This is a genomic window from Comamonas sp. JUb58 (assembly GCF_004364775.1).
Taxonomy (GTDB): Bacteria; Pseudomonadota; Gammaproteobacteria; order Burkholderiales; family Burkholderiaceae_C; genus Comamonas.
In genome coordinates, this window is the sequence record NZ_SOAL01000006.1 from 202,556 (window position 1) to 224,063 (window position 21,508).

The following is a 21,508-nucleotide window of genomic DNA, read 5'->3' on the forward strand; positions in this document are numbered from 1 at the left end:
AGGCTGTGGCCGAGCTTGTATTTCTCGACCAGGGCCAGCGCTATGTCTTGCAGCTTGGCAGCATGGGCCAGGCCGGGCAGCCACTGGCGGCGGCGACGGCGGGCAAGGCCATGCCGCCGAGCAGGCGGCGGCGGACCGAGGAAGTGCGGATCAAGCTGGAGGTCATGGCTGGCTCGCTCATCAGGAGGCGGTCGAGCTGGAGGTTTCAGCAGGCTTGGGCGGGAACAAGGGGCCGGTGGGCGTCTCCAGGTCGATCACATGGATGCCGAATGCACCGCGCTTGCGGTCTTCAAAATAGCGCTGCAAGGTGACCTTGACAGTGCGGAAGGCGATCTGGTCCCAGGGGATGTCGGCTTCGCTGAAGAGCCGGGCTTCGATGGTCTCCCAGCCGGGCTTGAATTCGGTGCTTTGCAGCTGCGCCAAGTAGAACAAATGCACCTGGCCGACATGCGGCACATTGACGAGCGAGAACAGCGGGCCCATCGTGATGTCGGCGCCGGCTTCCTCATCGGTCTCGCGCTCGGCGCCCTGGCCCGTGGTCTCGTCCAGCTCCATAAAGCCGGCTGGCAGGGTCCAGTAGCCTTTGCGGGGTTCGATATTGCGCAGACAGAGCAGCACCTTGTCGCCCATATAGGGGACGGTCCCCACCACGTTCAGCGGGTTCTCGTAGTGCACGGTATGGCAGGCGGGGCAGATCGCGCGGATCTTGGTGTCGCCGTCATCGGGCAGGCGGTGCTCAACCTTGGTGCCGCAGCGGCGGCAAAAATCAACGGGGGCGCGTGAGGTCATGCGGTCTATTGTGCGTCAAGGGCGCGCCGCTGGCGGCCAGGGGCGAAAAAAAGCGCCACCGCTGTGGGTGGCGCGTTGTCCTGGTATTACACCAGTTCGATCTTCAACGAGGGCAGGCCGGTCACACCGCCTTCCAGCACATCGCCCTTGACGACGGCGGCCACGCCTTCTGGCGTGCCGGTGAAGATCAGGTCGCCCGCTTGCAGCTCCCAGGCTTGCGAGATCACTTCAATGGTCTCGGCAATGTTCCAGATCAGCTTTTGCACATTGCTGTGCTGGCGTTCAACGCCGTTGACCTTGAGCCAGATCTCGGCGTTGTTGACATCGCCGGCCTGGGCGGCGGGCACCAGGGCTGCGATGGGCGCGCTGCCTTCAAAGGCCTTGCCGATTTCCCAGGGGCGGCCCTGCTTCTTCATCTCGTTTTGCAGGTCGCGGCGGGTCATGTCCAGACCCACGCCATAGCCCCAGATGTGCGCGGCGGCATCGGCAGCTGCAATGTTCTTGCCGCCCTTGCCAATGGCCACGACCAGCTCGATCTCATGGTGCAGGTTGCTGGTGAGCGTTGGGTAGGCAATCTGGCCGGTGCTGCCGGTGGCAACGGGCACCACGGCGTCGGCGGGCTTCATGAAGAAGAAGGGTGCCTCGCGGCCGGTGAAGCCCATTTCCTTGGCATGATCTTCGTAGTTGCGGCCCACGCAGTAGACGCGGCGCACGGGGAACAGCTGGTCGCTGCCTTGGACAGGCACGCTCGTTGGCGCGGCCGGGGGAATGACGTATTGGCTCATGCTGGACTTTGGTTGGAGGCGGAGAAATACCGCCCGGTTGAAGCGGTGCCAAAAATTATGCGGCAAAACAAAGCAGCCTGCAGGCTCCCAGGCACACCCCTTGCTGGTCTTGGCATGCGAGACGGCGACAGCTGTCATGCGGGCGACTGGCTCACCCGCGACTGCAGCGCCCTGCGTTATGCTCGGTCGCCATGAAGCTGCACAATTATTTCCGCTCCTCTGCCTCCTACCGGGTGCGCATTGCGATGCAGGCCAAGGGCCTGGCCTATGACTACCTGCCGGTGCACCTGGTCAAGGCCGAGCACCGCGAGCCCGCCTTTGCCAGCCATGTAGGCGATGCGCTGGTGCCGGCCCTGGAGACCGATGACGGCCTGTGGCTGAACCAGTCGCTGGCCGTGATCGAGTGGCTGGACGAGGCCTACCCGCAGACGCCGTCCATGCTGCCGGGCAATGCCTTGGCGCGTGCCCGCATCCGTGCGCTGGCTTTGCAGGTGGCTTGCGAGATCCATCCGATCAACAACCTGCGCGTGCTGGCCTACCTGACCGGCGAGCTGGGCCACAGCGATGCCGAAAAAACCCAGTGGTACCAGCACTGGTGCCGTACGGGGCTGGAGGCCTTTGAGCGCCAGCTGGTGTTGCTGGCCGCCGAGCGCCAGGCGCAGGGCTTGTCGCCATCGCGCTTTTGCTGGGGCGATAGCCTGACCCTGGCCGACTGCGCGCTGGTGCCGCAGATTTTCAATGCCCAGCGCTTCAAGGTGAATCTTGACGGCCTGCCGTTGACGATGGCCGCCTATGAAGCGGCCTTTGCGACCGATGCGGTGCAAAAGGCCCAGCCCGCCGCCTGCCCGGATGCCCAGCCATGAGTGCCGCAGTATCGCGCTTTCCCGCTGAATGGTTGCTGCCCCAGTGGCCCACGCCACCGGGCGTGTTTGCGCTCTGTACCACCCGTGGCGGCGGTGCCAGCGAAGGCCTGTTTGGCACCACCAACCTGAGCTTTAGCGTGGGCGATGTGCCCGCCCATGTGCAGAACAACCGGGAACTGCTGGCCCAGGCCATGCAGGCCCTGGAGTTGCAAGCCGGCCCATGCGCAGACCAGGCGAGCCCACGCCAGCCGGTGTTTGTGCGCCAAGTACACGGAACCCATGTGCAGGTGCTGGGCGAGGGCGGCGGCGCTGAGCAGCCGGCCGATGCCTGCGTCAGCGATGTACCCGGCCTGGGCTGCACCGTGATGGCCGCCGATTGCCTGCCCGTATTGTTCTGCCACCAGCAGCTGCCAGTCGTGGGTGCCGCCCACGCCGGCTGGCGCGGCTTGCTGGGGCAGGGTGGTGTAGGGGTGCTGGAGAACTGCTTTGCGGCTTACGCTGATCGCGTGCGGTTGCAAGCGGGTCAGGCGGGCCTGAGCGATGCCCAGATTGCTGCGCAGACCATGGCTTGGTTGGGCCCTTGCATCAGCCAGCCTGCGTTTGAGGTGGGTGCCGAGGTGCAGGCCGCCTTTGTGGAGCCGGACCCGGATTGCGCGCCGCTGTTTGCAGCCGGCAAGCCGGGCAAGTTTTTTGCCAACCTGAGCGGCCTGGCTCGCCACCGCCTGCAGCGCTTGGGGCTGGCCCAGCTGTTTGGCAACGACGGCAGCCAGAACTGGTGCACGGTAGCCAATCCGGAGCGCTTCTTCTCGCACCGCCGGGATGGATCTCCGACCGGAGGCACTGGGCGTTTTGCCGCTTGTATTTGGGTGGCCTAGCCCTTTGGTATTTGCGGAAAATGATTGTCAAAATACTCATTTCTATAAAAATGAGTATTTATTGCATCTTAAATAGTGGTGCTTATGTTATTTAATCTACTCATTTTTTCAATAAAGAGTAGAATATGCAGCATGACTACCCCTTTGATGTCCACCTTGGTGGCAGCCCGCAAAGCCCAACAATTGACCCAGGCCCAACTGGCTGAGCAGGCAGGGCTGTCGCGCATGGCGGTGCAGCGCACCGAAACGGGCGATGTGGACCCGCGCTACTCGACTGTGGCTGAGATGGCCCGGGTGCTGGGCATGCAGCTGGTGGCAGTGCCGGCTGATTTGCTGCCCGCACTGCAGGCCTTTATCCAGTCAGGCGGCAAGTTTTTGGGCCAGCCTACCGGTGCGGAAGCTCCTCCTTCGGTAGTAGACAGCCTGGCGGGCCGCAAGCCCTGAGGCATGGCGGAGCGCAAGCGGGGCACTGAATGAGCACCTCCATCCGCTACCTGCGTCTCTATATGCACCTGCCCGGCAGCATGGGCGGTGGGCGGCGGGCGATTGGCTACCTCTCGCAGTACGGCGATATCTTGCGGGTCTCGTTCGAGGACAGCTATATCAACGATCCCCAGCGTCCGGCGCTGTCGCTGAGCTACCAGGGTGCTAGCGAGGCCGACACCCAGCGCATCCTGCATGCCGCGCGCGATGCCCGCTTGGTGCGCACCGATGGGCGCTGGCCGGTCTACTTTCAGAACCTGCTGCCAGAAGGCCATAACCGCCAGCGCTTAGCCGCTGAGCGGGGCTGCTCGCCCGATGACGAGTTTGAGCTGCTGGCCGCTGCCGGCCATGACCTGATGGGTGCACTGGAAGTGGAGCCCGTGCCGCGCGATGAAGCCATCCCCGACGTGGTGCGCCACTGGCACACCTCGCAAGGCCTGGATGTGCTCGAACCAGGTTTTGTCGAATTTCCGGTGGCTGATGCCGCATCGCTGCCAGGCATCGTCACCAAGTTCAGCGCCGTGCAGGATGGCCGGCGCTACACGGTGCGCCGTCGGGGTGCGGCGGGCAGCGTGATCCTGAAGCTCCCCAGCACCCAGCACCCGGACCTGGTGGCCAATGAGTACAGCTGCTACCAGCTGTGCCAGGCCTTGGGGTTGACGACGGCGGACGCGCAGATCATCAGCCGTGCCCAGGCCGATCTGCCCGAGCACCTGCCGTTTGACGAGATCTTGGCCGTGCAGCGCTTTGACCACCTGCCCGACGGCACCCGCGTGCACATGGAAGAGTTCAACCAGGCCCTGGGCTATGCGCCCCGCCACAAATATGGCAAGGGCCTGCAGCAGGACTGGCCGACCATGCTGCGCGTGCTCGATCGCCTGAGCCCCCAGCCGGTGGCCGATACCCGCGAGTTCTTGGCCCGCACGGTAGCGGCCATCCTGATGGGCAATACCGATGCCCACCTGAAGAACTGGGCGCTGGTCTATCCCGATGGGCGGCAGCCGCGCCTGGCGCCGGTCTACGACTGTGTCTGCGTCGCCGCCTTTTTTGAAGGCTCCGCCCCGCAGCAGTACGCCGTCAACAAGGCCATTGACAGCACCATGCGGGCGCTGAGCTGGGATGATGTGGCCGCACTGCTGAAGAGCGCCGGTTTGCTGCGCGTGCCACGCCATATCAGCCTGCTCAAAGATGTGGTGCGGCAGGCACAGAGCAGCTGGCCGGCCTTGCTGGCCCAGGCCCCTGCAGGCATGGCCAACGTGGTGCAGCAGCGCTTGCGTGGCGAGGTAGCCATCGCCACGCTGTAACGGTGATCGCCAGCGTATTGCCCGACTGCCTGTCGCTTGTATGTCAGGGTTTGCCCCAGGGCAGGGCCCAAAAGCGGTATGCTCCACGCTTGCCTGTTGCTGGAGCCTGTGCTGTGCTGCCCTTTGAAGTTGAAATCCCCTTTGTCAGTCACCTGGGCTTTAGCTTGCACCGCTGGGAAAACGGCGAGGCGGAACTGCATTACCGGGCCCGGCCCGAACACCTCAACAGCTATGAGGTGACCCATGGCGGGGCCTCGATGACCTTGCTCGATGTGACGATGGCCCACGCGGCCCGCAGTGCCATCCCTGGCAGCGGCGCAGTTACGATCGAGATGAAAACCAGCTTCATGGCGCCGGCCAAGGGCGCCTTGGTGGCCAAGGGCAAGCTGCTCTCGCGCAGCAGCCGCATGGCCTTTTGTGAGGCCTGGCTGTATGACGAGCAGGGCGCCTTGTGCAGCCATGCCACGGGTACCTTCAAATACGTGATGCCGGAGGTCGTGCAGTCTTTGCAGGCGGCCAAAAAGCAGATCAAGACGGACTGACTTTCGCGCTTGCGCAATGCTGCGCCAGAGCGCAGCCAGGCCTGTGGCCTCTGTCCCCAGGCCTTCGAATAGATGGACAGAACATGCCAAAGCCTTCTTCAACGGTAGACCAGCTGAGCTGGTCCTTCCAACCCTTCTCGGCGCTCAATCTGCAGCAGCTGTATGACCTGCTGCATGTGCGCTGCCAGGTCTTTATCGCCGAGCAGGTCGCCTTCCAGGACTTGGATTACAAAGACCAGGACGCCTGGCACCTGCTGGGGCGCGATGCGCAAGGAACACTGCAGGCCTATATACGGGTGCTGCCACCGGGCCTGGCCTATGCAGAGCCTTCGATTGGCCGTGTCGCCGTCATGCAGGCCATGCGTGGCACCGGCGCCGGCTGGGAGCTGATGCGCCACGCGATGGCGGAAACCGACCGCCTCTGGCCGGGAGCTGCCATCCGCATTGGCGCGCAGGCCTATTTGCAGAAGTTCTATGAAGGCTGTGGGTTCGAAGTCGTCTCCGAGCCCTATCTGGAAGATGGCATTCCCCACCTGACCATGCTCTACCCGGGCAAGACCCAGGCCCTGGAAAGCGCCGCTGTATGACGAGCAGGCTCCCCAAAAGACGGGTGGTCCGCCATGGCTGAGATCGGCATGCAACCGGCCTCGCTGAACCAGGGCCTGCCCATGCCCGAGCGCCGCCTGGCGATGCTGGTCATCGTGCTGGGCCTGATCGTGGCCGTGCTCGATGGCAGCATCATGAACCTGGCACTGCCCACGGTCGCCAAACAGCTGCAGGCATCGCCCGCCGAGGCGATCTGGATCATCAATGCCTACCAGCTGGGCACCCTGGGCCTGCTACTGCCCCTGGCTGCGCTGGGCGAGCGCATTGGCTACCGCAAGGTCTACTTGGTAGGCCTCGTCTGTTTTACCTTGGCGTCGGCCGTGGCCATGCTGGCCCAATCCCTGTGGCTGCTGATTGCCGCGCGTGGTCTGCAAGGCATGGGTGCGGCCGGGGTGATGGCCGTCAATGCCGCGCTGGTGCGCTTGACCTACCCGGCCGCCAAGCTGGGCAAGGGCATGGCGCTCAACTCGCTGGTAGTCGCCATCTCATCGGTGGCCGGCCCTGGCGTTGCCGCGCTGATTCTGTCGGTAGCCAGTTGGCCCTGGCTGTTTGCCATCAATGTGCCGCTGGGCATTCTGACCCTGTGGCTGGGCCGCAAGGCCTTGCCCCGCAACCCGCAGCAGTTGCTGGATGCCCCACATGCCAAGCTGACGCCCATCGACGTGGTGCTGAATTTTGCGATGTTTTCGCTGGTGTTCCTGGGCGCCGAGCGCATTGGCGCGCGCCATGACATGCAGACAGGTGGCTCTGCCGCATCGGGCTGGTTCATGCTGGGCCTGGGCTTGATGCTGGGTGCCTGGTATGTGCTGCGCCAGCGCAAGCTGAGCCTGCCTTTGTTGCCGCTGGATTTGCTGCGCATTCCCGTTTTTGCGCTGTCGATGGGTGCATCGATTGGTGCCTTTGCTGCGCAGATGCTGTCGTTTATCGCGCTGCCTTTTTTGCTGCTGGATGCGCTGCAGCGTAGCCACTTTGCGGCGGGCATGCTGATGACGGCCTGGTCGGTGGCCATCGTGATGGTGGCTCCGCTGGCTGGCCGGTTGATTGGACGGGTGGAAGACGGTCTGCTGGGCGGCATTGGCATGGCGATTTTGGCGCTGGGCTTGCTCAGCCTGGCGCTGCTGCCGGTGGAACCCAGCGATCTGAACATTGGTTGGCGCATGGCCTTGTGCGGCCTGGGCTTTGGGCTGTTCCAGTCGCCCAACAACCACACCATTGTGACCTCCGCACCGCTGGCCCGTGCCGGCGCGGCCAGCGGCATGCTGGGCACGGCGCGGCTGACCGGGCAATCGCTGGGTGCTGTGCTGGTGGCCATTATCTTCACCTTGTGGCCGGTGGCCAGCGGCCATGGCACGACGGTGGCGCTGTACCTGGCAGCCGGCTTTGCCGCGATGTCGGGTGTGTTCAGCAGCTTGCGCCTGCGGCATTCAGCGCATTAAGGGGCATCGGGCGGCGGTGGGGCAGGGGGCTGTTGCGCTTCGGCATCCGCCCGGTGGCGCATCCGGCGCCGCGCGGGCGTGCCGGCGATGAACAGCAGCAAACCCAGCGGCAGCGCGCCGTACAGCAGCAAGGTGAAAAAAGCACCCAGCAGGCTGCCCTGCGGGCTGGCCGCTTCGACCACCGCCATCAGCACCACCACATAAAGCCAGGCTATCGCTATCAGGTACATGCCCTGGAATTTACCCGAACTTGCTGCCCACCAGCACACGGCTGCCATTTTTTGCGCCTAAGATGGGCACAAGCCCACGCCACGCATGGAGCCTGTTCAGGGAGACGACGATGACGCAGCAACCGTATTGGGGACTGGGCAGCGACCAGTTCCAGCAACTCAGCCAGATGACCCAGCAATGGATGGAACGCCTGCAGTCCTTGCAGACCATGGCATCTCCCTTCAATGCCGTAGGCGCACCTAAGGGCCTCAGCGCCGGCCTGCCGGGCCTGGGGGCCCTGCCAGGCGGCACGCCACCAGTCAGCTTTGACATGGAAAAGCTCCAGGCCATCCAGGCGCAATACGCACAAGCGGCCCTGGCGCTGTGGACCGAAGGCGCCAAAGGCGAGGTGGCCTTGCCCAAGGACCGGCGCTTTGCCGGCGAGGCCTGGCAGCAAAATCCGGTCTCCAGCTTCACAGCCGCCAGCTATGCGCTGCATGCCAAAACCATGATGGACATGGTCGATGCCGTGCAAGGCGACGAGAAAACCCGGGCCCGTGTCCGCTTTGGGGTGGAGCAGTGGCTGGCGGCCACGGCGCCCAGCAACTTCCTGGCCTTCAACGCCGAAGCGCAGAAAAAGGCGCTGGATACCCAGGGCCAGAGCATCGCCCAGGGCTTGCAGAACATGCTGGCCGATATGCGCCAGGGCCATGTCTCGATGACCGATGAGTCGCTGTTCGAAGTGGGGCGCAATGTGGCCACCAGCGAAGGGGCCGTGGTCTTCCAGAGCGAGCTGTTCCAGCTCATCGAATACAAGCCGCTGACCACCCAGGTCTATGAGCGGCCGATGCTGTTTGTGCCGCCCTGCATCAACAAGTACTACATCCTCGACCTGCAGCCGGACAACTCGCTAATCCGCTACAGCGTGGCCCAGGGCCACCGTACCTTTGTGGTCAGTTGGCGCAATCCGGATGCCAGCCTTGGCGACAAGGGCTGGGACGACTACATCGGCAGCGCCGTGCTGGAAGCGATCGAGGTGGTCAAGGCCATCTCCGGCAAGCCCCAGATCAACGCGCTGGGCTTTTGCGTGGGCGGCACCATGCTGGTCAACGCGCTGGCGGTGCTGGCGGCACGCGGCGATGACTCGGTGGCCAGTGCCACCTTGCTCACCACCTTGGTGGATTTCAAGGACACCGGCATTCTCGACGTGTTTATCGACGAGAACTTCGTCAAGTTCCGCGAGCTGACCATGGGCCAGAACGGCCTGATGCCCGGGCAGGAACTGGCCTCGACCTTCAGCTTTCTGCGCCCGGTAGACCTGGTCTGGAACTATGTGGTGGGCAACTACCTCAAGGGCGAGACCCCGCCGCCCTTCGACCTGCTGTACTGGAACAGCGATTGCACCAACCTGCCTGGGCCTTACTACGCCTGGTACCTGCGCAATTTCTACCTGGAAAACAAGCTGGTGCAGCCCGGCGCGCTCAGTGTCTGCGGCGAAAAGCTCGATGTTGGCAAGATCGACATGCCGATCTACATCTATGGCTCGCGCGAAGACCATATCGTGCCGATTGGCGCGGCCTACGCATCCACCCAGGTACTGGGCGGTGACAAGCGCTTTGTCATGGGCGCCTCAGGCCATATTGCCGGCGTTATCAATCCGCCTGCCAAGAACAAGCGCAGCCACTGGCTGCGTGAAGATGGTCAGCTGCCGGCCGACATCGATGCCTGGATCGACGGTGCTGATGAGCTGCCCGGCAGCTGGTGGACCGACTGGAGCCAGTGGCTGGCCCAGCATGCTGGCAAAAAAGTGGCTGCACCCAAGAGCTATGGCCGCGCGCGCACCGACTACCGTGAGCTGGAGCCGGCGCCCGGCAGCTATGTGCAGGCCAAGGCCTGATCGCCAGTGGCTTGTCAGTCTGGTTGCAATTTCTGGGTCGCCATTCAAATGCTGCGGTGCAATAATCAGCACCGCAGGGCCGTCTGAGACAACGGCATCCGTGCCATTTTGAAAAGGAAGAATCATGGAAGACATCGTCATCATCTCCGCCGTGCGCACGGCAGTTGCTAAGTTTGGTGGCTCGCTGGCCAAGGTGCCGGCGACGGACCTGGGTGCCACCGTTATCCAGGAAGCATTGGCCCGTGCCAAGGTCGGCGCGGACCAGGTCGATGAAGTCATCATGGGCCAGGTGCTGGCCGCTGGCGTGGGCCAGAACCCCGCACGCCAGGCGATGATCAAGGCCGGCGTGGACAAGAAGACCCCGGCGCTGACCATCAACGCGGTCTGCGGCTCGGGCCTGAAGTCGGTGATGCTGGCGGCCCAGGCCATTGGCCAGGGTGATGCCGAGATCATCGTGGCCGGCGGCCAGGAAAACATGAGCCTCTCGCCCCACGTGCTGAACGGCTCGCGTGACGGCCAGCGCATGGGCGACTGGAAGATGACCGACACAATGATCGTTGACGGCCTCTGGGACGTGTACAACCAGTACCACATGGGCATCACGGCCGAGAACGTGGCCAAGGAATTCCATATCGACCGCGACCAGCAAGACGCCTTTGCGCTGGCCAGCCAGCAAAAAGCTGCGGCTGCGCAGGACGCTGGCAAGTTCGACGAAGAAATCGTCACCGTGCAAATCCCGCAGCGCAAGGGTGACCCGGTGGCCTTCAAGGCGGATGAGTACATCAACCGCAAGACCAATGGCGAGGCCCTGGCCAGCCTGAAGCCCGCTTTTGACAAGGCCGGCTCGGTCACCGCTGGCAATGCCTCGGGTCTGAACGACGGCGCTGCTGCGCTGGTGATTGCCAGCGGTAAGAAGGCCAAAGAGCTGGGAGCTGAGCCGCTGGCACGCATCGCCGGTTTTGCGACCGTGGGCCTGGACCCGAAGATCATGGGCATGGGCCCCATGCATGCCGTGCGCAAGGTGCTGGCCAAGACCGGCTGGAAAGCGGGGGACGTCGATCTGTTCGAACTCAACGAAGCCTTTGCAGCCCAGGCCTGTGCGGTGAACCAAGAGCTGGGTCTGGACACCAGCAAGGTCAACGTCAACGGCGGCGCGATCGCCATCGGCCACCCCATCGGTGCATCCGGTGCGCGCATCTTGGTCACCTTGCTGCACGAGATGAAGCGCCGTGGCTCCAAGCGCGGTATCGCTGGCCTGTGCATCGGCGGCGGCATGGGCGTGGCGCTGGCGGTGGAACGCGTCTGAGCTTCCCGCAAATCTGCTTCAGCACAAACCGCCTCTAGGGCGGTTTCATGCGTTCAACGGTTTAGCGTAGTCGGGGTAGGTGCGGGCGTTGCTGCCATCCATCGGTCCTTCAAATACCTGACTATGGCTGTCTGCTTCGTAATAGGGTTTGCGATGAGGCGGCGCGAAAACGATCAGAAGCGCGCTTTAATCAGGCGCGTTTTTGTTGCAATCCACGGTCAAAATCACCGAAATTTATAGGTACTGCAAGAAATTGTTCGCTTGGCGTAAACGAGCGTTTCCGCACCTCTTTTCTTGGTTACAGTGGTAGTGCACAAGCATTTCAAGCGAAACCAAGGAGATGTGAATGAGTCAAAAAGTGGCCTACGTAACCGGCGGTATGGGAGGCATTGGGACGGCCATTTGCCAGCGTTTGCACAAAGATGGATTCAAGGTGATTGCGGGCTGCGGGCCCACGCGCGATTTCCAAAAATGGTTGGGCGAGCAAAAGGCGCTTGGCTATGAATTCCATGCTTCGGTCGGCAATGTCGGTAATTGGGAATCCACGGTGGAAGCCTTCAACAAGACCAAGGCTGAGCATGGCACCATCGATGTGCTGGTGAACAACGCCGGCATTACCCGCGACCGCATGTTCATCAAGATGACGCCAGAGGACTGGCAAGCGGTGATCGAAACCAACCTGAACTCCATGTTCAACGTGACCAAGCAGGTCGTCGCCGACATGGTGGAAAAGGGCTGGGGTCGCATCGTCAACATCAGCTCCGTCAATGGCGCCAAGGGCCAGGCGGGCCAGACCAACTACTCGGCCGCCAAGGCGGGTATGCACGGCTTCTCGATGGCCTTGGCCCAGGAGTTGGCAGGCAAGGGTGTGACGGTGAACACCGTCAGCCCCGGCTATATCGGCACCGACATGGTCAAGGCCATCCGCCCCGATGTGCTGGAGAAGATCGTCGGCACCATCCCGATGAAGCGCCTGGGTGAACCCACCGAGATCGCTGCAATCATTGCCTGGCTGGCATCGGAAGATGGCGGTTATGCAACCGGCGCTGAGTTCTCGGTCAACGGTGGTTTGCACACCCACTGATCGCCGCAGCAGCAGCCCATGAAAAACGCGCCTCTCGAGGCGCGTTTTGTTTTGTCTGGAGCGGGTGATGGGAATCGAACCCACATTATTTGCTTGGGAAGCAAGAGTCCTACCACTGAACGACACCCGCGAATCGGCCCATTGTAGCGAGAGAAACGGCAGCGCCTATTGCGGCGCTGCTGCATTGGCTACAGCAGCGTTGGCCGCTCAGTTTCCCTTCTTGGTCGGGAACTGCCAGCCCTGCTTTTTCTCATCCAGCGGCTGCAGCTTCCAGTTCTCCAGCTCGGCATCGCGCTCCGTCTCGCGCCGCACATCAATGCGCTTGGCGGTGTGCTTGGCAACGACGGCCAGCTTCTGCAGATCGGTATCGCGCAGCGTAGGATCGGGCTCGGTGCTGAAGCAGCACAGGGTCCCGTAGATCTGGCCATCGGCGAGGATGATAGGGGTGCTGATATGAGCGCCGACGCGGAAGGGCGTGGCAGGGAGCTTGGCCGATTCGATATGTTCTGCGGCGTCATGCACCAGCGGCGGCAGGCGGCCGTCCAGCACGCACTGGCAGAAGGACTGCTCCAGCGAGGAGCCGCCACCGGTCTCGATCAAGGCCTTGTCGGGGCTGTGGTCCACATGCTTGAAGGTGCGCTGGCCATTGCGGATCTCAGAAACAAAGATCACGTCCATTTTCAGATGCTCGCGCAGGCCATGCAGTACCTCTTTCACGTTCTGGTCGATCAGGTCGTCGGCGCCTTCGGCCGTGGCCACCAGCAGCTCGCTCATCGATACTTCCAGCGCGTCAGGTGCGTAATCCCATAAATGAATCGCCATAGTTAGTCTCGCTATTTCCATGCGCTACCCGCTAGCGCATACCGGTCGCGTTTGATGATAACGGCACTGAAAAGCGCATGCATGTCTGAGAGCAATATTGAATTACTCTTTTACATGGAAGCGAGTGCACACGCGGTACCTGGCTCCGGTCGCCTGGATTCAGATGGGCTCGTCGATCCAGGTCAGGCGGCCTTGGCCCAGCTCATTCATCCTGGCCACAAAGTCAGGCGCCTGCGATGCGACCAGTTCAATCTCGGCCAGCACATCATCGCCATGGCTCACATTGAGCAACTGCGCATTGGCGCTACTGACTTCGCGCCGCATGCCGCCTTCCAGTGCATAGGGTAACCGGCATTGCAAGCGGGTCATCGCCTGGCGCTCGATTTTCTCGGCCTTTAGCATGGCCTGCGCAATCGCATCGGTATAGGCGCGGACAAGGCCGCCAGCACCCAGCTTGACGCCACCAAAGTAGCGCACCACGGTGGCCAGAGCGCCTTCGATCTGTTGGTGACGCAGTACATCGAGCATAGGCCGGCCGGCAGTGCCGCTGGGCTCGCCATCATCGACCGCGGCAGACTGCCCGCCCGCCATCAGCGCCCAGCAGACATGGTTGGCACCGGGGTGTTGCTCGCGCAGACTTTGAACAATGACCAGGGCCTGTGCGCGGTCCTGCACTGGCTGAACGCAGCCGATGAAGCGGCTTTTCTTGATGATCAGTTCGCTGTGAACAGCCTGGGCGAGGGTGTAGGGCATGCGTTGCGTGGACAAGACGTTTGCTTACACTGTGATGCGTCAACGTCGCCTAGATGTCATGCGTTAGACACATATCATTGTTTCAATGACGGGAGCGCGCTCCAGTGATGGAGTGGCTGACCGCAGTGGAGACCTCAGGCGCAGCCAGGCGCGAGTCTACCCCGATTTTTTAAGAACCATTTCATACCACCGATTGACACATTACCCGGAGCGACCATGCAACACCAACTGCAAACCAATTTGGATTCCTTGAACAACCATGGGTTCGGACGTGCAGGTTTGGAGACGCCCGCCTATGTGACTGAAGTATTGGCAGCGCTGCCAACGACCCCCAGTGCCAATGACGATGGCAGCTATGTGGACCTGGCCCAACGCGTTCGCGAAGGCGGTGAGTGGTAAGGCGCTGAACAAGAGCGCCAGGCTTCGGTGCAAGTTAATAGATAGAACCCGCATCGCATGAACGCCATAGGCAGCCTGAGCTGCCTTTTTTATTTGCGGTGCCATGCTGAGCCATGCGACAATGGCGGGCTATTTGATGCAGCGCAAAAAATGCGGTTTTAGCACCCCATGCCTTGATGGCCATGGCCCCGCAAGCCCGGTGCCAGCAATTGCCCAAACCTGGAGCCGCGCTGCAATGCCTTGACCGCCCTGGTCTGAACTGGGGCTTTGCCCCCGCAGATGCTTCCAAATACATAGCATCAATACCCGTACAAATGCGCGCTACGGGCTATTTTTTTAGAATATCGGACCCTGCCACCGCTGGCACCGAGCCCCGCGTGCATTACTCCACGACTGTTGTTGCCCATGTCTGCCCCGATTGATGTTTCTTTTTTTGAACGTGCTGCCAAGCCGCTGACCAGCTACAAGCCGTACTGGGCCAAGCGCTTTGGTGCTGCGCCATTTCTGCCGATGAGCCGTGCCGAGATGGACCAGCTGGGCTGGGACAGCTGCGACATCATCCTGGTCACCGGCGACGCCTATGTGGACCACCCCAGCTTTGGCATGGCCGTCATTGGCCGTGTGCTGGAGGCCCAGGGTTTTCGCGTGGGCATTATTGCGCAGCCGGATTGGCAAAGTGCCGAGGCCTTCAAGGCGCTGGGCAAGCCCAACCTGTTCTGGGGCGTGACAGCGGGCAATATGGATTCGATGATCAACCGCTATACGGCTGACCGCAAGATCCGCTCCGACGACGCCTACACGCCTGGCGATGTGGGTGGCAAGCGCCCGGACCGTGCGGCCATCGTCTACAGCCAGCGCTGCCGCGAAGCCTACAAGGATGTGCCCATTGTGCTGGGTGGCATCGAAGGCTCGCTGCGCCGCATCGCGCATTACGACTACTGGAGCGACAAGGTGCGCCGCTCCATCGTGGTGGACAGCAAGTGCGACATCTTGCTGTATGGCAACGCCGAACGTGCGTTGGTGGAAGTGGCCCACCGCATCGCCGCACGCGAGCCGGTAGAGAACATCACCGATGTGCGCGGCACCTCGTTCTTCCGCCGCGCATCGGAAGAGGGCTGGTTCGAGGTGGACTCCACCACCGTCGACGAGCCCGGTGAGGTGGAGCCCCACATCAACCCCTACATGACGACCAGCGAGCAGGCGGAGGCCCAGGGCCAAAGCTGCGCGAAGGAAGACGCAGAAAAGCAGGGCGCTGATGCAGCTCCCGCCGCCGCGGCCTGTGGCACGGCAGCAGGCGCTGCCAGCACCAGCGCACCCACGCTGTCGAATGTGCAGCCGCTGCAGTTTGTGCCCAACCTGTCGCTGCGCCACAAGTCCAAGATGCCGGCGCGCGACCGCACCGTGCTGCGCCTGCCCAGCTTTGAAGAGGTCAAGAGCGACCCGATTCTCTACGCCCACGCCAACCGTGTGCTGCACCTGGAGACCAACCCCGGCAACGCCCGCGCACTGGTGCAGGCCCATGGTGAAGGCACCACGGCCCGCGATGTGTGGATGAACCCGCCCCCCATCCCGCTGACCACCGCCGAAATGGACTGGGTGTTTGGCCTGCCCTATGCGCGCAGCCCGCACCCCGCCTATGCCGATGAGACGGGTAGCCACGAAGGCGCGACCAAGATCCCGGCCTGGGAGATGATTCGCACCTCGGTCAACATCATGCGCGGCTGCTTTGGTGGCTGCACCTTCTGCTCCATCACCGAGCACGAAGGCCGCATCATCCAGAGCCGTTCGGAAGACTCCATCATCCAGGAGCTGGAAGACATTCGCGACAAGGTCAAGGGCTTCACCGGCACCATCTCCGACCTGGGTGGGCCCACGGCCAATATGTACCGCCTGGGTTGCAAGAGCCCTCAGATCGAGGCGGCCTGCCGCAAGCCCAGCTGCGTGTTCCCCGGCATCTGCCCGAACCTGCACACCGACCACGGTCCACTGATCAAGATCTACCGCCGCGCGCGCAAGCTGCCCGGCATCAAGAAGATTCTGATCGGCTCGGGCCTGCGCTATGACCTGGCCGTCAAGTCGCCCGAGTACATCAAGGAGCTGGTGCAGCACCATGTGGGCGGCTACCTGAAGATCGCCCCTGAGCACACCGAGGCCGGCCCGCTGAACAAGATGATGAAGCCGGGCATTGGCAGCTATGACCGCTTCAAGCAGCTGTTTGAAAAATTCAGCGAAGAGGCGGGCAAGAAGCAGTTTCTGATTCCCTACTTCATTGCCGCCCACCCTGGCACCAGCGATGAGGACATGATGAACCTGGCGATCTGGCTGAAGAAGAATGGCTTCCGCGCCGACCAGGTGCAGACCTTCTACCCCAGCCCGATGGCCACGGCCACGGCCATGTACCACAGCGGCCGCAATACGCTCACCAAGGTGCGGCGCCAGATGCGCGACGAGGCCGAAGAGCGGGTGGACATCGTGCGCGGTGAAAAGCGCCGCCGTCTGCACAAGGCGTTTTTGCGTTACCACGACCCGAACAACTGGCCGCTGCTGCGCGAGGCGCTCAAGACCATGGGCCGCTCGGACCTGATCGGCAACGGCAAGCAGCACTTGATCCCGACCTTCCAACCGCTGGTCGACGGCAGCTACCAGAGTGCGCGCAAGAAGAACAGCACTGCCTCCAAGGGTGGCATCGGCCTGGGCTACACCACCAACAAGGATGGCAAGGCCGTGGCGATGGCACCGCGCCGCCCGCAAGAGCAGCAAGAGCCCAAGGGCGATGTGCGCTTCCGCAGTGCGCAGCCCAAGCCGGGTCAGTTGCTGACCCAGCACACCGGTCTGCCACCCCGTGCAGGTGTGCGTTCCGGCGCAGGCAAGCCTGGTGCGGCCAAGAAGTCTAGCCCCGCGCGCAAGAGCGGCCGCTAAGACGGCGGCATTGCCGCGCTGAGATAGCCAAAAAAGGCGCCAAGTTTTCGCTTGGCGCCTTTGTTTTTTAGACTCGAAAAAGGGGATGTGGGGGCCCCTTGGTCATCCTTAATCCTGCAGCTTTTGGCGCTTGCGGTGGATGGCACCCAGGCCGGCCACCATCAGGAGCAGACCTGCCCAAACGCCGCTAACGGGTACCGCTTGTACATTTCCCGGCTTGTTGCCACCGTTGTCGGTGCCGTCAACAGTATGCTCGGTAACGGAGGTCTGCGAAGAGCCGGTAGCGCCCTCACTGTCGGTTTGCTCGGCGGTGATGGAGATAGGGCCATCGGCCAGAGGTTGCTGAGCGTCCATTGGCCGGTGGGGCTGCAGGTGCTGGTCAGGGGGCCGATGCTCAGGCTTCCATCCGTCAGCTCAATACGGACATCGACCGCGCCAGGTGTACAGGTGCCCGCAATGCCGTACTGGGCTTGGTTGGGCGAGTTGATGGCAGGCGCCATGGTGATGTTCACGATTGGACCCGTTGCTTCACCCACAAAGGCAATGCCCCAAGGATCCCTGCCCACTGGAACGGATGCAGTCACCCGTTGGGTGGCGGTGTCGATGATAGACATGGTGTTGCCAAGCTGGTTCGTCACATAGGCGCGCGATCCAGAGGGGTTGAAGGCCACATGTTTAGGGCCGTTTCCGGCTGTGATCAATCCGACCACGGCATGGCTGGTGGTGTCGATGACCGACACCGTGTTGTCTCCGGAATTGGTGACATAAGCTTGGCTACCTGTGGGGTTGAAGCTCAGCCCCGAAGGGCGCAGGCCTACCGGAATCGTTGCATCGACGGTATTGGTTCGTGTATCAATTACCGTGATGCTGCCATTCGCTTGCATGGAATCGCGGTTGACCACATAAGCAAAAGTGCCGGCAGGGCTGACCTTGATGTCGGTGGATTCTATGCCGACAGCAAGACAGTCCACTACCGTATGGCTGGCCAAGTCAATCACGGCGACCGTCCCTGTATTCGGGGTGTCCCGCATCTCCAGCGAGTACAGCCTTGAGCCATCAGGGTGAAGGGCAATGGCGCTGGAGTTGATCGCGCTAATAGCGATGGTGCGCGTGATCTGGTTTGTTGCAGTGTCAATCACTGCGATTGCTGGGCCGCTGGAGCTGGTCATGCCCGCGTAAGCTGTATCGCCCGATGCGCTGAGGGCGACGTCGGCCCCTGAGTTCCCTAGCGAAATGGTGTGCAGCAAACTGCCCTTTTTCAAATCCAGGACGGACACGACGGTTGACCAAGTGCTGGAGAGGTAGGCACGGCTCCCATCGCTGTCGATGGCGATCTCGGTAGGTGTAATCATCCCCGCTGGCATGCTCGAGACAATGCTATTGCTGGCCAGATCGACCACCGAGACATTGTTGTCATAGCGGTTCAACACATAGGTAAATGGGGCAGCTTGGGCTATCCCGGCGAGGGCGCAAAGAACGAGGGCACTGGTCAGACGCAGAGAGCTTCGGAGGGAATTTTTAGTATTGTGAGACACGATCGTTTTCAATCTATTGATTGAAAACATCAATTTAACGAAGGGACTTAATAAAGTAAATATGAAAAATTAAGGGCTTAGGATTGTCGGCATTTGACGGTACTAGCCGCCCAGGTGCGCGGTTGCTGATGGCGGCTTGGTCAGATCAGACCGTTGAATGCATGCCTGAGAGCCAGTTCAGCCCTGAGGCTAAGCCATGCATGGTTGAGGCAAGCGCCTTGGCAAGCAACGCGAGTCCCATGTTGTTCAAGCGGATGCTTCGGCAGCTGACTAGGAGGAACCAGGAATTGGCTTGACGGCCGTGTCGGAAAAAGGCTGCGGCCGACCTACCGCATAGCCCTGGGCATAGTCGATATCCATGCTGCGCAAGGTTTCGACAATCTCGGGCGTGGAGGCGAATTCTGCGATGGTCTTCATGCCCAGCGCATGGCCCAGGTGGTTGATGGCATCGACCATCGCGCGGTGTGCCGGCTCGTTGAGCATGTCCGCAACGATGGCGCCATCGATCTTGAGGAAATCCACGGGCAGGTTCTTCAAGGAGCCGAAAGAAGAAACACCGGCGCCAAAGTCGTCCATCGAGAAGCGGCAGCCCAGCGCCTTCAAGGCCTTGACCAGACGGATGGCATTGGGCAGGTGGGTGATGGCAGCGGTCTCGGTGATCTCGAAGCACAGCGTGCCTGGGTCCACGCCATAGAACGCAATCTGCTCCTGCAAAAAGTCCAGCAGTCGTTCATCGCCCAGCGAGGTGCCCGACAGGTTGATGGCGCAGCAAGAGATGGCCGGGCTTTGTCCTGTTTTCTGCAGATGGACCAAGGTCCGCAAGGTCTGCTTGACTACCCAGCGGTCCACCATCGGCATCAGCCCGTAGCGCTCTGCTGCAGGAATGAACAGCACTGGGCTGATGATGTTGCCATCGGGCAGGCGCATGCGGATTTGCACCTCGATATGCAGGCCACCGCCTGCGATGTCGTCGGCCGCAGGGCTGAGCGCCACAATCGACTGGGCATAGAGGCAGAAATGCCCGCCTTCGAGGGCGGCCTTGATGCGCTCCACCCATTCCATCTCGCCGACATAGCGGGCAATTTCCTGGTCCACACCAGGATCGTAGGCGTAGACATTGTTGCGGCCGCGCTGCTTGGCGCCGTAACTGGCCATGTCGGCCACGCGCAGTACTTCTTCCACGGAGGCCAGTGGCGCCGCCAGCTTGACCAGGCCGATGCTGATGCCCGCGCTCAGGCTGCGCTCGCCCCACTGGATGCGCACATTCTGCGCTGCATCGCGGATCTGCTCGGCAATGCGCTTGGCTTCATCGAAAGAGCACTGCGTCAGCAAGATGGCGAACTCATCGCCACCCACACGAGCGAGCGTGTCCCCGGTGCGCAGGCAGCGCTGCAGCATGGCACTCATGGCGCGCAGCATGGCGTCGCCAGCGATATGGCCGGCCGTGTCATTGATCACCTTGAACTGGTCCAGGTCCAGGTACATGATCGCATGGTTGGCAGGTGCGGTGCGGGCATCCTTGGTCTGCGCCAACAGCACGCCGAGCAGACGCTCGAACTCATAGCGGTTGACAAGGCCGGTCAACTGGTCATGGGTCGCCTGCCAGGCCAGCTCACGAATATAGCTTTGCTCCTGGCTCACATCGTGCAGCACAAACACGGCCTCGGTGGTTCCGGTGTCGTCCCCAATGGGGGTGAAAGCCAGCCTGACCTCGCGCACATGGTATTGCGCATCATAGAGACGGAAGATCGTCTCGCGCGGGTGCTCACGCCCTTGCAACGCATCGGCAATGGCCGTCTGCACCAGTGGGATCGCATTGTCTCTGTCGCTGCCTGCAAAGGAGGGTGGGGCATGGATATGCTTGACCAGCTCCATCGTGACCAGTTGTTCCAGACTCTCCCCTAGCAGCTCTTCGGCGGCACGGTTCATGTACATCACATGGCCGGCCGCATCGGTGGTGATGACGGCCTCGCCTATGGCGGCCAGGGTGGTCGAGGCGCGCTCGCTGACCAGGTCCAGCGCATCTTCGGCGCGGGCCGTCTTGCGCTGCAGGCGCCAGGTATGGCCCATCAGCAGGCTTAACATGGCCAGCGCAATGCCGATATTGATGGACCACAGCCATTTGTTCATCGCCCGCGAGGTATCACCCAGCACCTTGTTGAAAGCCCGCTCGGCCTCCGACAGCTGAATCTGCAGCCCATTGATCTGTGCTAGCCAGCTTTGCTTTTGCTCTGGGGTTGGGGGAGCCAGTTGCAGGCTGGAATGGATATCGCCGGCGAGGGTCTGGAGCTCCTGCAGCGGCTCATCTGCATCTTGCCAACGACCCAGCAACTGGCCAATGGATTGGGTGTGCTTGAAATACACCGTCAGCCAGATCAGCGCATTGATTTCTTCGGGCTCATTGTGGCCTTGCAACAGCAACAAAGCAGCCTGGTGCCGCGCAGCATAGCCACGGTCTTCCAGCATCAGCCGCGCCTGCATGTCGCTCATGGGGATGTGCAGGCCTTGGTGAAATTGATCATAGGCAGCAGGGTCTCCGCTGACCGCATAGCGAGCCAGGGCATAGGTGGCGTCCTTTTGGCCCTTGCTCCACTGGCTCTCGCCCGAGCTGAAAGCCCGCATAGCCCCCAGAATGTGCAGGCTGGAGATGGCCAGCACGGTCTGCACAATCGCCAGCGCCACAAAAGGCCAGATGCTCAGCAGCAAGCTGCGCTTGCGCTTGGGCACGACAAAGCTGCGCGCAGGCTTGGCGTTGCTCACGGGCATTGCCGGCATTGGCGGACTTAATCGCGGCATGGCTGTCCCGCGAGGGATCGTTGGCATGCCTTCTGCGCTGCCGGCTGGGCAAGCGATCGGTGCATCAAACAGAGCGGGGTGGCAAACATGGTGGGGAGGGGGCT

General features: G+C 62.0%; 19 protein-coding genes, 1 tRNA gene and 1 pseudogene. 12 read left to right on the forward strand and 9 right to left on the reverse strand.

The window, feature by feature from the left end:
• Positions 1-40 precede the first annotated feature (40 nt).
• The 3 genes from EDF71_RS25550 to EDF71_RS08435 all read right to left on the reverse strand — a co-directional run bounded on the left by EDF71_RS25550 (position 41) and on the right by EDF71_RS08435 (position 1,574).
• Complete coding sequence (locus EDF71_RS25550) at positions 41-166, reverse strand: hypothetical protein (RefSeq protein ID WP_279586281.1); 126 nt, start codon at positions 164-166, stop codon at positions 41-43.
• 14 nt (positions 167-180) lie between these two features.
• Complete coding sequence (locus EDF71_RS08430) at positions 181-789, reverse strand: NUDIX hydrolase (RefSeq protein WP_133856135.1); 609 nt, start codon at positions 787-789, stop codon at positions 181-183.
• A gap of 86 nt (positions 790-875) precedes the next feature.
• On the reverse strand, positions 876-1,574 hold the full coding sequence (locus tag EDF71_RS08435) for a fumarylacetoacetate hydrolase family protein (RefSeq protein ID WP_133856136.1): 699 nt from the start codon (positions 1,572-1,574) through the stop codon (positions 876-878).
• A gap of 191 nt (positions 1,575-1,765) precedes the next feature.
• Between EDF71_RS08435 and maiA the strand changes: the two genes are divergently transcribed.
• From maiA to EDF71_RS08470, 7 genes are all read left to right on the forward strand, one after another.
• A complete protein-coding gene (gene maiA, locus EDF71_RS08440) occupies positions 1,766-2,437 on the forward strand; it encodes a maleylacetoacetate isomerase (protein ID WP_133856137.1) in 672 nt (223 codons plus the stop codon).
• Positions 2,434-3,312 carry a polyphenol oxidase family protein gene (locus EDF71_RS08445; RefSeq protein WP_133856138.1) on the forward strand — a complete coding sequence of 293 codons (879 nt, stop codon included), beginning with the start codon at positions 2,434-2,436 and terminating at the stop codon, positions 3,310-3,312. Before maiA ends, EDF71_RS08445 begins: the two co-directional genes overlap by 4 nt.
• Before the next feature lie 132 nt (positions 3,313-3,444).
• Complete coding sequence (locus EDF71_RS08450) at positions 3,445-3,756, forward strand: helix-turn-helix transcriptional regulator (RefSeq protein WP_133856139.1); 312 nt, start codon at positions 3,445-3,447, stop codon at positions 3,754-3,756.
• Positions 3,757-3,785: 29 nt separating this feature from the next.
• Positions 3,786-5,099 (forward strand): HipA domain-containing protein, encoded by a 1,314-nt coding sequence (locus EDF71_RS08455; protein WP_133856140.1) that lies wholly within the window; start codon positions 3,786-3,788, stop codon positions 5,097-5,099.
• A 113-nt stretch (positions 5,100-5,212) separates the two neighbouring features.
• Complete coding sequence (locus EDF71_RS08460) at positions 5,213-5,641, forward strand: PaaI family thioesterase (protein WP_021028096.1); 429 nt, start codon at positions 5,213-5,215, stop codon at positions 5,639-5,641.
• Between the two features lie 83 nt (positions 5,642-5,724).
• The gene (locus EDF71_RS08465; protein WP_133856141.1) at positions 5,725-6,228 is read left to right on the forward strand and encodes a GNAT family N-acetyltransferase; all 504 of its coding nucleotides are present in this window, start codon (positions 5,725-5,727) and stop codon (positions 6,226-6,228) included.
• A gap of 33 nt (positions 6,229-6,261) precedes the next feature.
• Positions 6,262-7,683, forward strand: a complete 1,422-nt coding sequence (locus EDF71_RS08470) for an MFS transporter (RefSeq protein ID WP_133856142.1) — start codon at positions 6,262-6,264, stop codon at positions 7,681-7,683.
• 50 nt (positions 7,684-7,733) lie between these two features.
• On the opposite strand, the pseudogene EDF71_RS25400 reads toward EDF71_RS08470, so the two are convergent.
• Positions 7,734-7,913: pseudogene (locus EDF71_RS25400) on the reverse strand (hypothetical protein); the annotation flags it as partial.
• Between the two features lie 110 nt (positions 7,914-8,023).
• Between EDF71_RS25400 and phaC the strand changes: the two are divergent.
• The 3 genes from phaC (at position 8,024) to phbB (ending at position 12,180) form a co-directional block, all read left to right on the forward strand.
• Entirely contained in the window at positions 8,024-9,790 is a 1,767-nt protein-coding gene (gene phaC / locus EDF71_RS08480; protein WP_133856144.1) for a class I poly(R)-hydroxyalkanoic acid synthase, read from the forward strand.
• A 124-nt stretch (positions 9,791-9,914) separates the two neighbouring features.
• Positions 9,915-11,096, forward strand: coding sequence for an acetyl-CoA C-acetyltransferase (locus EDF71_RS08485; protein WP_133856145.1), 1,182 nt, complete (start codon positions 9,915-9,917; stop codon positions 11,094-11,096).
• A 346-nt stretch (positions 11,097-11,442) separates the two neighbouring features.
• Positions 11,443-12,180: an acetoacetyl-CoA reductase gene (gene phbB / locus EDF71_RS08490; protein ID WP_133856146.1), complete on the forward strand. Its 738-nt coding sequence runs from the start codon at positions 11,443-11,445 to the stop codon at positions 12,178-12,180.
• A 56-nt stretch (positions 12,181-12,236) separates the two neighbouring features.
• Here the strand turns inward: phbB and EDF71_RS08495 are convergent.
• The 3 genes from EDF71_RS08495 to EDF71_RS08505 all read right to left on the reverse strand — a co-directional run bounded on the left by EDF71_RS08495 (position 12,237) and on the right by EDF71_RS08505 (position 13,755).
• A tRNA-Gly gene (locus EDF71_RS08495) sits at positions 12,237-12,310 on the reverse strand.
• A gap of 77 nt (positions 12,311-12,387) precedes the next feature.
• Complete coding sequence (locus EDF71_RS08500) at positions 12,388-13,002, reverse strand: GAF domain-containing protein (RefSeq protein ID WP_133856147.1); 615 nt, start codon at positions 13,000-13,002, stop codon at positions 12,388-12,390.
• Between the two features lie 159 nt (positions 13,003-13,161).
• Positions 13,162-13,755 carry a YigZ family protein gene (locus EDF71_RS08505; RefSeq protein WP_133856148.1) on the reverse strand — a complete coding sequence of 198 codons (594 nt, stop codon included), beginning with the start codon at positions 13,753-13,755 and terminating at the stop codon, positions 13,162-13,164.
• Between the two features lie 216 nt (positions 13,756-13,971).
• Between EDF71_RS08505 and EDF71_RS08510 the strand changes: the two genes are divergently transcribed.
• Together EDF71_RS08510 and EDF71_RS08515 are read left to right on the forward strand one after the other, a co-directional pair.
• On the forward strand, positions 13,972-14,154 hold the full coding sequence (locus EDF71_RS08510) for a hypothetical protein (RefSeq protein ID WP_021028080.1): 183 nt from the start codon (positions 13,972-13,974) through the stop codon (positions 14,152-14,154).
• A 405-nt stretch (positions 14,155-14,559) separates the two neighbouring features.
• Positions 14,560-17,073, forward strand: a complete 2,514-nt coding sequence (locus EDF71_RS08515) for a YgiQ family radical SAM protein (protein ID WP_133856149.1) — start codon at positions 14,560-14,562, stop codon at positions 17,071-17,073.
• A gap of 161 nt (positions 17,074-17,234) precedes the next feature.
• Here the strand turns inward: EDF71_RS08515 and EDF71_RS08520 are convergent, their stop codons facing one another.
• Positions 17,235-18,608, reverse strand: coding sequence for a hypothetical protein (locus EDF71_RS08520; RefSeq protein ID WP_166656488.1), 1,374 nt, complete (start codon positions 18,606-18,608; stop codon positions 17,235-17,237).
• A gap of 270 nt (positions 18,609-18,878) precedes the next feature.
• Complete coding sequence (locus tag EDF71_RS08525; protein WP_166656489.1) at positions 18,879-21,374, reverse strand: EAL domain-containing protein; 2,496 nt, start codon at positions 21,372-21,374, stop codon at positions 18,879-18,881.
• Positions 21,375-21,508: the final 134 nt, after the last annotated feature.

Excerpts from the sequence above, each read along its gene's own strand:
- EDF71_RS25550 (WP_279586281.1), bottom strand. The coding sequence starts at position 166 with ATGACCTCCAGCTTGATCCGCACTTCCTCGGTCCGCCGCCGCCTGCTC.
- EDF71_RS08430 (WP_133856135.1), bottom strand. The coding sequence starts at position 789 with ATGACCTCACGCGCCCCCGTTGATTTTTGCCGCCGCTGCGGCACCAAG.
- EDF71_RS08435 (WP_133856136.1), bottom strand. The coding sequence starts at position 1,574 with ATGAGCCAATACGTCATTCCCCCGGCCGCGCCAACGAGCGTGCCTGTC.
- maiA (WP_133856137.1), top strand. The coding sequence starts at position 1,766 with ATGAAGCTGCACAATTATTTCCGCTCCTCTGCCTCCTACCGGGTGCGC.
- EDF71_RS08445 (WP_133856138.1), top strand. The coding sequence starts at position 2,434 with ATGAGTGCCGCAGTATCGCGCTTTCCCGCTGAATGGTTGCTGCCCCAG.
- EDF71_RS08450 (WP_133856139.1), top strand. The coding sequence starts at position 3,445 with ATGACTACCCCTTTGATGTCCACCTTGGTGGCAGCCCGCAAAGCCCAA.
- EDF71_RS08455 (WP_133856140.1), top strand. The coding sequence starts at position 3,786 with ATGAGCACCTCCATCCGCTACCTGCGTCTCTATATGCACCTGCCCGGC.
- EDF71_RS08465 (WP_133856141.1), top strand. The coding sequence starts at position 5,725 with ATGCCAAAGCCTTCTTCAACGGTAGACCAGCTGAGCTGGTCCTTCCAA.
- EDF71_RS08470 (WP_133856142.1), top strand. The coding sequence starts at position 6,262 with ATGGCTGAGATCGGCATGCAACCGGCCTCGCTGAACCAGGGCCTGCCC.
- phaC (WP_133856144.1), top strand. The coding sequence starts at position 8,024 with ATGACGCAGCAACCGTATTGGGGACTGGGCAGCGACCAGTTCCAGCAA.
- EDF71_RS08485 (WP_133856145.1), top strand. The coding sequence starts at position 9,915 with ATGGAAGACATCGTCATCATCTCCGCCGTGCGCACGGCAGTTGCTAAG.
- phbB (WP_133856146.1), top strand. The coding sequence starts at position 11,443 with ATGAGTCAAAAAGTGGCCTACGTAACCGGCGGTATGGGAGGCATTGGG.
- EDF71_RS08500 (WP_133856147.1), bottom strand. The coding sequence starts at position 13,002 with ATGGCGATTCATTTATGGGATTACGCACCTGACGCGCTGGAAGTATCG.
- EDF71_RS08505 (WP_133856148.1), bottom strand. The coding sequence starts at position 13,755 with ATGCCCTACACCCTCGCCCAGGCTGTTCACAGCGAACTGATCATCAAG.
- EDF71_RS08510 (WP_021028080.1), top strand. The coding sequence starts at position 13,972 with ATGCAACACCAACTGCAAACCAATTTGGATTCCTTGAACAACCATGGG.
- EDF71_RS08515 (WP_133856149.1), top strand. The coding sequence starts at position 14,560 with ATGTCTGCCCCGATTGATGTTTCTTTTTTTGAACGTGCTGCCAAGCCG.
- EDF71_RS08525 (WP_166656489.1), bottom strand. The coding sequence starts at position 21,374 with ATGCCCGTGAGCAACGCCAAGCCTGCGCGCAGCTTTGTCGTGCCCAAG.